This is a genomic window from Tateyamaria armeniaca, assembly GCF_045797845.1.
GTDB lineage: Bacteria > Pseudomonadota > Alphaproteobacteria > Rhodobacterales > Rhodobacteraceae > Tateyamaria > Tateyamaria armeniaca.
This window is the reverse complement of sequence record NZ_JBHDIY010000002.1, coordinates 800,402-814,822: the sequence shown is the minus strand read 5'-3', so window position 1 is coordinate 814,822 and position 14,421 is coordinate 800,402. Positions and strand designations below refer to the sequence as shown.

Sequence of the window (14,421 nt, the reverse complement as noted above, 5' to 3'; positions counted from 1 at the left end):
TTTTTCGTATGATGGCCACCCCGCAATACGCGGGGTGACCGTGAGTGTTTTGCGCGGCCTTACTCGAAGTTGTAAGGGGCGCCGGCCTGGTTGATGACGGCGTTGTACTCTTTGAAGATGTTGACGATCTTCTGGTGCACTTCACCTTCCTGGGCGACTTCTTCCCAGAACTCTTTGGCCGCATTTTCGACCTCGGCCCATTCGGCGGCCGGGACAGAGCGCAATTGCAGCTTGTCGCCATTGGCGCGCAATGCCGCTTCACCGCCCCAGTACCACTGGTTGCGATAGGTGTGACCGGCCTCGGTCGCGGCCATCACGATCGCCTTGAGGTGATCGGGCAGGTCAGCCCAGCGTTCCTCGTTCACGAACCACGACCCGATCCACGCACCCGAGATGTTGTTGGTCAGGAAGTAGTCGGTCACATCCGCCCAGCCGACGGTGTAATCCTCGGTGATGCCGGACCATGCCATGCCGTCCAATTCGCCCGTCTGCACGGCCACTTCGGCATCCTCGTATGGGATGTTCACCGGCACGACGCCGAATTTCGACAGGAACCGGCCCGCCGTGGGGAAGGTATAAAGGCGCAGACCATCCAGATCGGCAACGCTGGTGATCTCTTTGGTGGTGTTGAAGTTGCAGGGGTCCTGCCCGGCAGCCGACAGCCATTTGACACCAACCTTGGCATATTCCTCTTCCCAGATTTCCTTGAGGCCGTACTGATTGAACAGCACAGGCACGTCGAGGATATGCTTGGTCGCGAAGGGGAAATACCCGCCGAACTGCTGCAGCGGGGTAGGGGACGCCATTGAGTCGTCGTCAGAATGGACGCCGTCAATGGTGCCGCGCTGCAAGGCCTGGAACAGCTCTCCTGTGGGCACAATCTGGTCGGCATAGAACAACTCGACCTCCAGCTCGCCATTGGCGGCGGTGTTGATGTAGTCGATGACCGGTTTGGTCACATGTTCGCCCAATGCAGACCCGGCATAGGTCTGAAAGCGCCATTTGATCGCGTCTTGCGCGCGGGCAATCGAAGGTGCCGCCAACGTCGCGGCACCGGCAAGGCCCGCCTTTTTGATGAAATTACGTCTCGTGGTCATAATACTCTCCTTGTTTGGGTTAAGCTCCGTTGGCGGAGTTCTTTGTTTTAGTTTCCGTAAACATAATTGGGCAGCCACAGGGCCAGTTGCGGGAACACCATCACGAGGATCAGCGCCCCGACCATCACCAGCACAAATGGCCCGATGGATCGGTAGATGTCCTGTATGCTGATCTCTGGCGGGGCCATGGCCCGCATCAGGAACAGGTTGTAGCCGAAAGGCGGCGTCATATAGGCGATCTGGCAGGTGATCGTGTAAAGAATGCCGTACCATATCAGATCGAATCCCAGCGCGCCGACCAGCGGCACGTAAAGCGGGGCGACGATGACCAGCATTGCGGTGTCGTCCAGGAACGTGCCCATCAGGATAAACGAAAGCTGCATCAGGATCAGGATCACCCACGGGTTCAGGCCAAGCCGTTCGGTAAACAGGCTTTCGATGGCTTTGACGGCACCGAGGCCGTCGAACACCGCGCCGAATGCAAGCGCGGCGAGGATGATCCACATGAACATGCAGGTGATGCCCAGTGTGTTGCGGACCGAGTTTTCGAATACCTCGCGCGTCATGCGCCCCTTGAGCACAGCCGCCATGAACGCCGTGATCGCCCCGATGGCCGAGCTTTCGACCAGCGACGTCCAGCCGTTCACAAACGGCACCATCATCACTGCAAAGATCACCAGTGGCAGCAGGCCCGCCCGCAACAGCCGCAGTTTTTCTGCCATGGGCAAGTCGCGTTCTTCTGCGTTGAGCGCAGGCCCCAACGCCGGATTTTTCCAGCAGCGCACAACGATATAGAGGATAAACAGCCCCGCCATCATCAGACCTGGAACAACCCCGGCCAGCCAAAGCTGCCCCACCGGTTGGCGCGCGATCATCGCATACAGCACCAGCACCACGGATGGCGGCACCAGAATTCCAAGGGACGATCCCGCCTGAATGACGCCTGTCACCATGCGTTTGTCGTATCCGCGTTTCAGCAACTCAGGCAGTGCGATGGTTGCCCCGATGGCCATGCCCGCAACGCTGAGGCCGTTCATCGCCGAAATCAGCACCATCAGCCCAATCGTCCCGATGGCCAGCCCGCCGCGCAGGCCCCCCATCCAGACATGGAACATCTTGTAGAGGTCGTCTGCGATCTTGGATTCGCTCAGCACGTAGCCCATGAAAATGAACATCGGCAGGGTCAGCAGCGGATACCATTTCATCAGCTTCATCGCGGCGGCAAAGCCGATGTCGAACCCGCCCCTGTCACCCCACAACAAGAGCGCGGCGACCACGGCCACAAAGCCAATCGCGCCAAACACCCGCTGCCCGGTCAGCAGCATCAGCATCATGGTCGAAAACATGAGGGTTGCGATCAACTCGTAGGACATCAGATTTCAGCCCCTTTGAGGCGCAGGATGTCCTTGAACAGCTCCGACACGCATTGCAGCAGCATCAGGATGAAACCCACGATCATCACGATCTTGATCGGCCACATGTAAGGGCGCCACGAAGAAGGGGAGCGTTCCAGCGTCCCGACCTCTTCGGTGCCGATCACGACACCGGCCAGAAACGAGAATGGTGCGTCTTTCCAGTAACCCAGCGAGTAGGCCGTCGAACTGACGGCCCCGTAGAGCAGGACGCAAAGATAAAAGATCAGGAACAGGACGGTGATCGCGTCAAACCACGCTTTGCGCCGCACCGACCAGTCGCCATAAAGCAGATCCATCCGCACATTCGAGCCCAGTTGCAGCGAATAAGGACCGCCCAGAATATAGTAGCCGACCATCACGAACTGGGCCATTTCCAGCGTCCAGAGGGTCGGCACAAAGAACGTCTTGCTGATTGAGGACCACAGCAGAATCCCCATGAGTACGAAAATCCCGTACATCACGACCCGGCCCAGCCGATGGTTCACAGCGTCGACGCCGCGAATGAATCCCCGCATCACCCTTTGCAAGCGTCCGCCCCCACGTCTTGCAGCGCGCGGCCCATCCAATCCGTCAGCATCTGCGCCATGGTCTTTTGCGATGCGTCATCAGCAATCAGATCGTTGCGCACCTCGATCATCACATTCAGATGCCCATGTTTCAGGCCATGTTCTTTCAGCGTGTGGGTCACGCCGTCTTTGGGTCCGTAGGGGGCGTTGCGGCGCACGTCGCGACGCGGGGCATTGCGCAGCATGGCATCGGCAAGGCGGCTGTCGCTGTCGTGCAAAATCCCGATCTCGACCTCGCGCGTCTGGCCGTTGTAGACCGGGGTGAAGCTGTGGATCGTCACGATGATGGGGTCGGTGCGGCGGGCAATCTCTGACGCCAGCCTGTCGCGAAACGGCGCGTAGTAACGTGCCACCCGTGCCCGTCTGTCTGCGTTAGTCAGGCCGCGATTGCCGGGCACATCATAGGCCTCACTGCGCACAGGTATCGCATCTGGTGCCTCGGGCGGGCGATTGCAGTCATAAACGAGGCGGGAGATCGTTGAGGACACAAGGGTCGCATCAAGGGTTTGCGACATCGCCCGGGCCACCGCCATCGCGCCCGGATCCCACGCCACATGACTGCGGCGCGCGGCGGCGCTGACCCCCAAATCCTTCAAGTCCGCAGGAATGTGCGCACTGGCATGTTCACAGACGAGGACAATCGGAGAGCGGCCATTGCGGCGCGAAACCTCTACAATATTTGAATCATCCTGATGCAAGATCACAGCCACCCCTGCCGATAAGGTGGTTGCCATGACACCGCGATGTCAACACAATTGTGAGATAATTTTCACAAGCCGAATTGCTCTGTTATATTTGCGAACAAGATGGAGGCAGCGATGGCAGACGCGACACAAACGATTTCAGACCGCATCCACGAAATGCTTGATGTGCTGACACGTGCGGAGCGGCAGTTGGCGCAATCCGTTCTTGAAAACTACCCGGCATCCGGCCTTGGCCCGCTGACGGCACTGGCCAAGGATGCGGCCGTGTCCGTGCCCACCGTCGCCCGCATGGTTCAAAAGCTGGGCTACAAAGGCTATCCCGAATTTCAGGCCGCGCTGCGCGAGGAACTGAAGGCGAAGGTCAAAACGCCCATTGCCAAACATGACACATGGGCAGAGGCGGCGCCGTCGGGCCATATCCTCAACCGCTTCACCGATGCCGTCATCGACAACATACGCCTCACGCTTGGGCAAATTGACCCGGACGCCTTTGACCACGCCTGCGATCTGATGGCTGATCAGGGTCGTCACCTTTATATCGTAGGCGGTCGTATCACCCACACGCTGGCCGAATACCTGTTCCTGCACATGCAGGTGATCCGGCCTGATGTGACACATGTACAGACGACCTCGAACACATGGCCGCATTACCTGCTGAACGCCAAGGAGGGGGACGTTTTCGTCATTTTCGACGTGCGGCGATATGAAAACAACACGCTGAAGCTGGCCGAGCTTGCCCATCAACGGGGCGCCAAGATCGTGCTGATGACGGACCAATGGCGCTCGCCTGTGCATCAACTGGCGACGGTTTGCCTGAGCAACCGGATCGTTGTGCCGTCTGCATGGGATTCTGCCACAACCATCATGCTTCTGCTTGAGACGATGATTTCGTCTATCCAGACACTCAACTGGCCCGAGACGAAGGCCCGGATCGAAGGGCTGGAAGAGATGTTCGACCAGACCAAGCTGTTTCGGAAGTTCACGTGACGTGGCGGCGCAGGGTCTGCTTGTCGCCCCGGCGGCTTGCCGTCGGCGTGCTTGAACAGGTCAGATGCACCTGCTTGTAACGCTTTGTTCAAAGTGTGAATGATCGTTTGGTTGGGGTCTGACAGGCTGCCGTCCACTCACGTTTGCCGCTTGCACCACCACCTTTGACTTCAACTCAACGTTCGTCGCCGGTCGGTTCGTCAGGCACAGACGCAGGTTCGCCGATGAGGCGCGCGTCGTCGTCTTCCTCCCCCGGCACTTCCATCACTGGCGGAACATAAGCTGCCGGTTCTGGTGTGGGTTTGAGGTCGAGTGGCGCGTAGGTGGGCTCTGCGCCGACATCGCCAAGTTGAATTTCCGCGCGGTAGGGCAGGCCCGTGTAAACATCGCGGACAAAATAGACCAAGGTTCCGCCATTGATTTTCGGCACGGTGATCTCATCAAAATCGGGAATCCCAAAGTCACGCAACCGCATCGCATCCTGGCTCCAGCCCTTTTCGGGGTCTTCGTCGGACAGGGTCGCCTCGTACTGCGCACGAAAGGCAGCGGGGTCTTCGATCACCTCAAAATCACCGCCATGTGCAAGTTCGTTGAGAATGTCGGCCCAGTTCATCGGCGAGGCATTGGGTGCCAGAGCCATCACATCGGCAATCGTGCGGGCCTCTTGGGTGCCAATCAAAACGACCCATTCCCCCTGCGCCGTCACGCTGAATTCCATCAAATCGGTATATTCTGACATTGGCTCATGTCCTTCCGTTTTTTTCAGCTCAAGGCTTCGGTATCATGCTTGCCCAGGAGGCATCGATCCATTTTGGTTCGAGAACCTTGCGTGTGCCAGGGGGTCATACTTTTTCCACAAGATGACTTCGCCAGACATCGGATCGGGCGCGGCCACAATGTAGACGTGGTACGTGCTGTCTCCCCAGTTGGTATCAGCAATCACCACTTCTGGCGCGCCCAAATCTGTTATCAGTTCGGCGGCCATCGCATTCCGCCCGGCATCCGGTTTTGAGAAATGGGCGGCTGTGCGGACGGTTTTGATAAGATCGGCCAATTCCGTCGGCGTCTTGCCTTCGGTGGGGCGGTTGTCTTTGGCGGCAGTATCAAAATCACCCAGAAAACCCTCAAGCCGTTGTTTTTCATGCGGAGTCGACGCCTCGCTGATCCAACGCTCAACATGTTTGCGCGAGGCTGCGACCTTGTCATCATAGTATTGCTGTGTCTGTTCGACCGACATGTCGTCGCTGGCAATCTTTGCGCCAGGGTCAATCAAGGTGGATTTGATCCGGTCTTCGACGGTCCCCTCGCCCTCAAGGATGGGTTTGAGGGACGGATCATTGGGCATGGCGTTGAAACCATGAATGCCGACAGTCCGGATCACTATCATATCTGCAGGATCGGCCCCGAACGTGCCGACAAGATCTTCGAGAACCTGGGCGGTTCGTGCCCCTTGTTTGGCGCGTGTGTTCGACTTGGGGATTGGATCGCCGTCTGCGTTGTAATCGTAGTTTTCCGCCAGAGCCACGTTGTAGTCCGTCTCGCCAAAGAGCTGCTCGACAGCCTCGCCTGTTTGCCCACCAGACGCCATCTTCCAAGGCGCACGGTCAACGACGGTTTCTGTGGTTCCATCAGGTTTGGTGACCTGTTTGGTCGTGACCATCGCGTCGACAAACTCTGCCTCGATCTTGGGCTTGAGCGCCTTGGCTGCATCGCTGTCAGCTTCAAGGCCAAGGGCCTTGAGCACCATGGGTGTGACCGCCGCAACGAACTTTTCACGCGATGTGATCACCGTTTTGGTCGCTTTTTCCACGAGGACATGGCGGCCCTGAGACGAGTGCCCGTCGCCGGAAACACCATCGAGCTTGGCGTTGGGATCATACTGGATTTCAAATCCTCTGCGGATCTGAAGCAGGATTTTCGCAATGTCCTTGCCGACCTCGGGCTCTTCTTTGCCCATGGCAGTGGCTACATCACCGCGGATCGCCGCTGCCCCGGCTTCGTTACGGCCTTTGATCGCATTAAACTGCGTGCTTGCTTCGTTTCGCGCGAGGGCCGTTGCCAAAGTGTATTCGAAAGACCGCATGATCGGATCTTCGCCCGGGGGCGTTTCCGTGATGACGGGGGTTTTGGGCCCTTTGGCTGTCGTCAGTTTGCCGGTCGAAGCGATCTCGGCATATTTCTCCATCGCTACCAAGGGTTGCCCTTCGCGCAGATTGCGCGATGGCGCGGTGGAAAAACATGACCCCACCGGCCCCTGATCAAGCGACTTCAGCATCGTGGCCAGCACCGCTGTCTTGGCTTGATCCGCGCTGACTGGACCTGTCACACCGACGGCGCGCCCAACAAGTTCTTGGGCACCACCACCAACGGTCGGTTTGGTCATTCCATTGATGATCTCGCCCGCTTTGGGTTTCTTGAGTTCCTCAAGTGTGCGCAGGGCGGTGTCGCTCATCGTGGGCATCGGATGTTCCATCGCATCCGGGTGGAACAACAGATTGCCAACAGCCTTTTGCGCGGCTTCGCTTTCGACATCGAGGTTGCCATCGCCGTCGATCATCGCAGACGCGGTGGCAACGCTGCGCTTTTGTGCGCGGACATTCGATTTGTCGTTCGGATCGTCGTTGAATCCTGAGTCTTCAAGATGGGCGCCCGACACGATGTAGGCATCCAATTTGTCGAAGTATTCCGGCCCACAATAGGATCCGGTTTGGATAAGCTTTTCGGCGTAGGCACGGGGGTCTGCGCCTTCGGGCAAGGTTTTGCCGTCTTTGTCGGCAAATCCGGCTGACAGCTTGTCGGCAATACCGCCAAGGGCGTTGGCCACCGCCTCAGGATGACGCGCGCCGGTCGCTGACTCGATGGCCTTTGTGGTCAGGCCGGGATCCTTTTGGAAGCCTTCGATAAACTTGGCGGATACCGCATCGTCGAAGGGTGCGCCGTGATTGGCTGACAAAGGCCCGACGGTGATCGCGTTCAGAATTCCCTGCTTGGCTTCCTGCTTCTTGAGGCTTTCGGCGGCGGCTTCGGTGTCTTTTTTCGCGGTGTCATGCTTGTCCTTGGCCGCCGCTGCAGCGTCTTGTGCCGCTTTGATGTCAAGGGCCTTGGCCTCTTCGGCGGATTGCGTGGCCTCCTTGCGCAGTCGATCCAGTTCCATGCCCTTGAGCATTGCTTCGTTACGCTCGCTTTCGGTCATCGAGGCCGGATCAGGCAACGCGTCGTTGAAGTCTTTCCATGCTTTTTCTGCCGCGTCTGCCTTGGCGAGTCCCTTGGCCCAATCGGAATTCGGTGCCGGGTTGCCACTCTTCAACTCGTTGAGTGCGGTGTTTGCGACATTGAAGACGGCGAGCTTTTCGGCTTCGGTCTTTTGCGCCGTATCAAGCGCTGCCTTCCCTTCGGCGATCTTTTCCGGCCCGGCGTCGACCGGCCCGTCGGCTTCAAGGTCCTTGAGCGTATTCATCGCCGCTTCAAACGACTTCGGGTTCTTTTCTGTGAGCTTTTTCAGGGCCGCCTTTTGGGTATCGGGAACGTTGGCCTCATCAACCAGCTTTTCCTTGGCTTTTTTCACCGCATTGGGGTCGGTCTTGAGAGCCGCAACAATGCTGTCTTGCTCTTCCTCCGAATAACCGAGCCTCTGAAGTTCAAGCTTTTTGCGGCCATCCTCGGTCAGACTGTCGACAAAATCATCTGCCGCTTCGGCAACATCCGATACCACCTCTTTGACGGTTTCAACGGCATCAGATGCCATTTCCGACAAGGTATCCATGAAGCCGGAGGCAGATTTTTCCAGCTTTCCGTATTCCTTTTCGACAAACGTCTTGGCCAGATTGATCAGGCCCGTCGCTTTCTGGAAATCGTCGCTTTTGAGGAAATTGGCATAGGCGGCTTCGAGTTGTCCCGCCTTCTTGGACACGGCCGTTCCGCCCGCCTGTTTGATTTCGACCAGCTTGCCTTCAACGTCCTTGTACGCTTTCTCGACCGCGGCGCGCATGGCGTCGGTGTCAACGTCCGGGACCGTAGGGCCAGGACCACCTGCATCTTCTTTGGCAGGCGTTTCACTTGCTGCACTCGCAGCCCCCAGCGCCTTTTCGATCTTGGCGATTGTTGATTCAGCAGCTCCATAATTGCCTGATGCCACTGCATCCGAAGCGCGTTTCAATCCCTCGGCCATTTTTGCCGCCGCTGTCTGGTTTGATGCGGCGAGCTTTTGGACACCGGCAGCCAGTTCTTTGATCTTGGCTGTCAGTGCCTCAGCACGATCATCCGTGCTTTTGTCTTCCTCTTGTTCGTCAGGTGCGTCTGCCTCGGCAATGTCCTTCGGTTGTTCCTCGTCGTCTTCGTCGCCATCATCTGAGATCGATTCACCGCTCGGCATGACAAAGGCGACCTTAAAGGCCAACCCTCTGTCCTTGAGGTGCTTTTTCGTCTGCATGAGAAGCACTTTTGGAGGTGAGTCTTCGCCTTCGACGGTAAATTCGAGCAGTTTGCCCCTGACCGAAAAGGTACCCATCGTGCCTTTGGATGTGCCGCCATTGGCCTTGGCCTGCCGCCACATCACCGCCGATGCCTTGCGCGGATCCGCCTCAAGAACGACACCCTCATCCTTGGCGATGACCAAGGCGAAGTTATGCGGTTTCTTGCGGGCTTTTGCGATCAGGGCACCAAGTGCTACGCCCTCGTCCTTGAGTTCTTTCGGAGACTTCTTGGCCACGGCGCACACCTCTCTAAGCTAAGTACTCAAATCAGCAACGGCGATGCGGTGTTAAACGAAAAAGCTAAACTGATTTATTCAAAGTATCTTAAGTTTGAATGAGCTTGGACAAATCTGCCGCCATTTTCAAGGCTGACGGCTATGGAGCGATCCCAATGCGCAGGAGTTCGGGATCCGCAAAGCGCCTTTAAACCTATCAGGGCAAAGTCTTTGGCCCCGGCATCCCATTCACTTCAAATTCGCCGTCGCGGCGCGCTGCGGCTGCATCATCTGTTGCTCAACGGTGGTTAAAGCCAGCGATGGCAGGAACATGTCACAAGGCGATCGGGTGGTTGTGCCACTTCATCAGGTGAGGACTTGCAACACTCCCACGCTTGGAGTCTGTCGCGAGGCCCGTGGCGCAAGAGTTTTCGGTGTCGATCCGCGCAGCAGCGCGCACAACTAGCAGGGCTGTAAGGATCAGGGACAGGATACGCATCTAAAGGCTTTCCAGAAATGCGATCAAGGCGTCACGATCCACCGGGTCCATGTCCACGACAGCATCGCGCTGGTTCTGCGCTTCGCCGCCATGCCACAGGATGGCTTCCAGCAAAGACCGCGCGCGACCATCGTGCAGGAAATACGTGTGGCCAGAGACCTGAGCCGTCAGGCCGATCCCCCAAAGTGGCGGCGTGCGCCATTCCGTTCCAGTCGCGCGCGCCTCAGGGCGGTTGTCGGCCAGGCCGGGGCCCATGTCGTGCAGCAGCATATCTGTGTAGGGCCAGATCAGCTGAAAGCTTTGCTCGGGCCGATCCGCGAGCCGGTGTGTGACGAAAGCGGGTTGGTGACAGGCGGTGCACCGGGTTGCATAGAACACCTCTTTGCCGCGCAGCACTGTCGGATCGTCCACGTTTCGCCGGGCAGGCACGCCCAGATTACGACTGTAGAAGGTCACAAGATCAAGACCCCCGGCGTCGATTTCAAAGACCCGGTTGTCGCCATCTCCGTGCGGTGCGGCCTTGCACTCAGCCTGCAGGTCGGTGCATTCGCCCGCCGCTGCGGGAAAGAGAGGGTTGGAAATGCCGATGTCGCCTGCGAAGGCCGAGGCGCTTTGTTCCCGAATGGTGGGATTGCCTGCCTTCAGACCAAAACGGCCCAGCATCGGCTGGCCGAATTCGACAGACCACACGATGTTTGGCCGACCCGAGATACCATCCCCATCCGCATCTTCGGGGTCAGCCAGTGCCAGAATGTCGGATGCGGGAATGGCTTCGAGCAGACCAAGGCCGATCATTTGCGGTGCGACGCGCGGGCTGAGCATGGCCTGAGCGTGCAGTGGCCCATAGCCGAGATCAGCGGCGGTGTACGTCGGCTTGCGCAGCGATGCGACCTCGCCGCCCGACAGCGGCACTTTGATCTCCTCATAGTCGATCTGAAGCCGGTATTCCGCCGGATGCCCGGCCACGCTGAAATCCTGCAACTGGGTGCCGTAGGTTGGTTCGGGCAGGGTGGCGAGGTAGCCTTTGATGTCAGAAACTGCGTCGTTCGGCCCGCCGGGGATCGAGACACGCAGGAACATGGAAATGGCATTGTCCTTAGGCCCTTCCGGCGGGTGCCCGCGCCCGTCCTTGATATGGCAGCGCTGGCAGGACCGCGCGTTGTAAAGCGGCCCCAACCCGTCGGAGGCCAGAGTGGAGGAGGGCGAAGACACCCAGAGCTTGCGGAAAAGCCCATTGCCGACTCTGAAGGTCAGTTGGTCCTCGAAAGTGATGTTGCCGGAGGGCCGGGAAAACGCATCAGAGTTCGACGTCGCGCGCACCGTGGCGGCCCCGGCGGACTTTGCTTCGAAGGCCTGCGGTCGGTCGAACTCTGTCGCCAGGGCCGTGGCTGCGGCGATCCGCGCGGCTTCGGCTTGCGTTCGGGGCACGATGTTCAGGTGCGGCTCGTCCAGTGGGCCCGCCAACCCGGCAGACCCGACGCACAATACAACAAGGCCAAGCTTACCCGGCTTCATCCATTTTCGAGGCATTGAGCTGTGCATATTTTTCTTCACCGAGTTTGGCCACCAGATCGAGTTGTGTCTCAAGAAAGTCGATGTGCCCTTCTTCGTCGTTCAGCAATTCTTCGAAAATTCCCTTGGTGACAAAATCACCGACGCTGTCGCAATGCTTGTAGGCGTGGGTATAAAGGTCCCGCGCGCCGTGCTCTGCAGCCAGATCGCATTCAAGCGTCTCCTTGGGGGTCTGGCCGATCCGCAGCGGATCCAGCTTTTGCAGGTTCGGGTGGCCGCCCAGAAACAGGATGCGGGCGATGATTTTGTCTGCGTGGTGCATCTCTTCGATGCTTTCCTCGCGGGATTTCTTGGCCATATGGCCCAGACCCCAATCCTCCTGCATTCTGAAGTGCAGCCAGTACTGGTTGACGGCCGTGAGTTCGCTGCGCAGGGCATCGTTGAGGTATTCAATAACTTTTTTGTCGCCGTTCATTGGGTTTTTCCTGTGTTGCTCCGCGCAGGGTGCAGAGGTGCATGGGGATGTCTTGGGTGATGGGCAGGTTCGGGTTCGCGCGCATCGTTTCGAGAAACAGCGGGACGCAGCCGCCGCACTCAGCGGCCTTGCCCAAAGCGCGGTAGACTTTGCCGGGGGTGATAAGGGTGTCGGGGTCCGCCGCCCGCATCCAGTCGATTGCGGCGTGTATGTCGTAATCAGAAATCGTCTGGCAATGGCAGATGATCATGACGGCGGACCCCTGCTGTCTTACTGGAACACGGCTTCGGGATCGTCGAGGCTGTCGGACCCTTCGACCTCGATGGACGTACCAAGGGCCGCGACCACGCGTTCGATGCTGCGGGTCTGGTCGATCAGCCCGTTCACGCCGCCCATGATCAGAGCCTCACCCGCCGCGTTGCCACGCTCCAGCATCATGTCATAGCTGAACCCTGCCTCGGCGGCGGTTTTGATCCGGCCAAGCGCGAGGATTGCGGCAGACAATTTCGCCCGCATCTCGGCGTCAAGATCAGCATCGGTGGCCGCAACAAGATCGGACAGGGACGGGCCTTGGATCACCCGACCGTCGATCCCGGTGTAGCTGCCCAGATAGACGGAACGGATGCCGATACCGTTGTAGTAGTGATCGTTATGGGTGTTGTCGGCAAAGCAGGAATGCTCTTCTTCGGGGTCATTGAGCATCACGCCGAGGCGCATCCGTTCCCCTGCGGTTTCGCCATAAGACAGCGACCCCATGCCGGTCAGGATGGCCGCGATTCCGGCATCTTCGTCCGCCATGACATTGGCACGGGCGTCGCCGCCGTCTGCCCATTGGGCCGTGATCCATTCAAGATCCGACAACAGCAAGTCGGTTGCGGCTGTCAGATAAGCGCTGCGACGCTCACAATTGCCGTTGGTGCAGGCATCGCCCGCGGCATAGTCTGTCCAGGGCCGGTTGCCCGCGCCTGCGCCATGGCCGTTCAGGTCCTGGCCCCACAAAAGGAACTCGATGGCGTGATAGCCGGTGGCGACATTGGCCTCGATTCCATCAGCCTCTTGCAGCGTTTCTTGCAAAAGCGCGGGCGTGATTGTTGAGGCATCAACCGTCTCGCCAGAGAGCGTGAAGCTGGTATTCGCAATCACGTTCAGCACCGCCGCTTCGTTTTCGTCCGTCGGCCCGCCATAAGAGGCGTCCACGTAGTCGATCAGACCCTCATCCAGTGGCCAGGCATTCACGCGGCCTTCCCAATCATCGACGATGGCGTTGCCAAAGCGGAACACCTCGGTTTGTTGATAAGGTACGCGCGCGGCCAGCCACGCGGATTTTGCCGCCTGCAAGGCTTGCGCCGACGGAGCGTTCACGAGTGTGTCGATGGCGATCGCAAGACGTTGCGCGGCACTGAGGCTGTCGGAATATTTTGCTTCTGCGATGTTTGCGTACGTTTCAAGCACAGCCGCTTTGCTGGCTTGTTTGTCCGCCATGGCGGCGGTGCCGAAGCACAGTACGGCAGCACTCGTGGCAAGGGTTAGCGTTCGCATTTGGTTCAGTCCTTTGATCAGTGAAGCGTTGTCGGTGTTTCGAGTGGCAGTCGGGCCTTGAGGGCCATCCGTTTGAGCGCCAGACCAAAGTCCTGCGCGACCCCGACAAGACAGGGTGCGATGTCCGGGCGTACGATGGTTGTTGCGATCAGCAATGCGTCCTCGCGCGCGCCCTCGGCGGCATAGCCTACAAAATTCGCAAAACAGGATTCGTCCGCGCCGAGACACTTGCAGGTCACGTGATGGCGCATGAGTGGGCGTCGCCCGTGCCGGACGCACAGGTCGCACAACGTCTCGAAGGACTTGAGAGCCTTGCGTCCGTGTGCCGGTCCAAGAGCGGTGGCCAAGTCATTCCAGACGGCTGTGCGGGCATCCGCGTCTTCGCACCAAAGCCGAAGGTACAGAACCGCTCCGGCCTCGATCGGGCCCAGTTCACTGACAAAGCCGACGGGCGCACCGCCACGGTGTGGTGGGGTCATCGCATTCATTTGGTGAGTATCAGCTTGCTGGCCCGCGTGATGCGGAGCGTGTAAATCTGGTCGTCCAGCTTGATCCGGGCCAGTTCACCCCCTTGGTCAGATCCGTTGCCTCGTAGATCGGCAACCTGTCTTCGGGTCGTTCGGTGGCTTCGCGGGCGACGTTTACCACCATAGCCCGCTCCACTCACCATGCTCGGCCCGATCGATCAGCCATTCCAGATTGAACAGCTGTGGCAGGCACATAGACACCGCCGCATAGAGGGTTTCGTTCAATTCGTGTCGGCACAGCGCCGCATCGTCATTGGCAAATTGCATGGTCCAACTCCCTTCAGGATGTCGGGTGATTGGCTTGCCTAAGACTCAGTTCCGGCTGGCTGTGACAATAAACTGAGTGAAACAGTCAGAAAAAGCAACAGAGTAATTGACTATTTTGGTCAGATATTGAGAGATCACATCAATGT

The 14,421-nt window shown here is 58.6% G+C and carries 14 protein-coding genes and 1 pseudogene; 1 reads left to right on the top strand and 14 read right to left on the bottom strand.

Annotated elements, in window-relative coordinates; all coding sequences use genetic code 11:
- Positions 1–59: 59 nt before the first annotated feature.
- Genes ACERZ8_RS04020 through ACERZ8_RS04005 form a run of 4 tightly spaced genes read right to left on the bottom strand, consistent with a single transcriptional unit; the run spans position 60 to position 3,812 of the window.
- On the bottom strand, positions 60–1,097 hold the full coding sequence (locus ACERZ8_RS04020; RefSeq protein WP_407590836.1) for a TRAP transporter substrate-binding protein: 1,038 nt from the start codon (positions 1,095–1,097) through the stop codon (positions 60–62).
- 47 nt (positions 1,098–1,144) lie between these two features.
- Entirely contained in the window at positions 1,145–2,470 is a 1,326-nt protein-coding gene (locus ACERZ8_RS04015) for a TRAP transporter large permease (RefSeq protein ID WP_407590835.1), read from the bottom strand.
- Positions 2,470–3,027 carry a TRAP transporter small permease subunit gene (locus ACERZ8_RS04010; RefSeq protein WP_407590834.1) on the bottom strand — a complete coding sequence of 186 codons (558 nt, stop codon included), beginning with the start codon at positions 3,025–3,027 and terminating at the stop codon, positions 2,470–2,472. Before ACERZ8_RS04010 ends, ACERZ8_RS04015 begins: the two co-directional genes overlap by 1 nt.
- Positions 3,027–3,812, bottom strand: coding sequence for an N-formylglutamate amidohydrolase (locus tag ACERZ8_RS04005; RefSeq protein ID WP_407590833.1), 786 nt, complete (start codon positions 3,810–3,812; stop codon positions 3,027–3,029). Before ACERZ8_RS04005 ends, ACERZ8_RS04010 begins: the two co-directional genes overlap by 1 nt.
- An 84-nt stretch (positions 3,813–3,896) precedes the next feature.
- Between ACERZ8_RS04005 and ACERZ8_RS04000 the strand changes: the two genes are divergently transcribed.
- Positions 3,897–4,769, top strand: a complete 873-nt coding sequence (locus ACERZ8_RS04000) for a MurR/RpiR family transcriptional regulator (RefSeq protein WP_407590832.1) — start codon at positions 3,897–3,899, stop codon at positions 4,767–4,769.
- 175 nt (positions 4,770–4,944) lie between these two features.
- On the opposite strand, the gene ACERZ8_RS03995 is transcribed toward ACERZ8_RS04000, so the two are convergent.
- The 10 genes and pseudogenes from ACERZ8_RS03995 to ACERZ8_RS03950 form a co-directional block, all read right to left on the bottom strand.
- Complete coding sequence (locus ACERZ8_RS03995; protein ID WP_407590831.1) at positions 4,945–5,508, bottom strand: hypothetical protein; 564 nt, start codon at positions 5,506–5,508, stop codon at positions 4,945–4,947.
- 42 nt (positions 5,509–5,550) lie between these two features.
- Positions 5,551–9,477 carry a hypothetical protein gene (locus ACERZ8_RS03990; RefSeq protein WP_407590830.1) on the bottom strand — a complete coding sequence of 1,309 codons (3,927 nt, stop codon included), beginning with the start codon at positions 9,475–9,477 and terminating at the stop codon, positions 5,551–5,553.
- 313 nt (positions 9,478–9,790) lie between these two features.
- A complete protein-coding gene (locus ACERZ8_RS03985; protein ID WP_407590829.1) occupies positions 9,791–9,955 on the bottom strand; it encodes a hypothetical protein in 165 nt (54 codons plus the stop codon).
- Positions 9,956–11,470, bottom strand: a complete 1,515-nt coding sequence (locus ACERZ8_RS03980) for a di-heme oxidoreductase family protein (protein ID WP_407590828.1) — start codon at positions 11,468–11,470, stop codon at positions 9,956–9,958.
- Positions 11,457–11,942: a bacterioferritin gene (bfr, locus tag ACERZ8_RS03975; protein ID WP_407590827.1), complete on the bottom strand. Its 486-nt coding sequence runs from the start codon at positions 11,940–11,942 to the stop codon at positions 11,457–11,459. Before bfr ends, ACERZ8_RS03980 begins: the two co-directional genes overlap by 14 nt.
- On the bottom strand, positions 11,917–12,192 hold the full coding sequence (locus ACERZ8_RS03970; protein ID WP_407590826.1) for a (2Fe-2S)-binding protein: 276 nt from the start codon (positions 12,190–12,192) through the stop codon (positions 11,917–11,919). The genes bfr and ACERZ8_RS03970 overlap by 26 nt, the downstream gene beginning before the upstream one ends.
- A 20-nt stretch (positions 12,193–12,212) precedes the next feature.
- On the bottom strand, positions 12,213–13,481 hold the full coding sequence (locus tag ACERZ8_RS03965; protein ID WP_407590825.1) for an imelysin family protein: 1,269 nt from the start codon (positions 13,479–13,481) through the stop codon (positions 12,213–12,215).
- Positions 13,482–13,498: 17 nt separating this feature from the next.
- The gene (locus ACERZ8_RS03960; protein ID WP_407590824.1) at positions 13,499–13,960 is read right to left on the bottom strand and encodes a hypothetical protein; all 462 of its coding nucleotides are present in this window, start codon (positions 13,958–13,960) and stop codon (positions 13,499–13,501) included.
- A 5-nt stretch (positions 13,961–13,965) separates the two neighbouring features.
- Positions 13,966–14,129, bottom strand: a pseudogene (hemP, locus tag ACERZ8_RS03955) (hemin uptake protein HemP).
- A complete protein-coding gene (locus ACERZ8_RS03950) occupies positions 14,123–14,275 on the bottom strand; it encodes a hypothetical protein (RefSeq protein ID WP_407590823.1) in 153 nt (50 codons plus the stop codon). Before ACERZ8_RS03950 ends, hemP begins: the two are co-directional and overlap by 7 nt.
- Between the last annotated feature and the right edge of the window lie 146 nt (positions 14,276–14,421).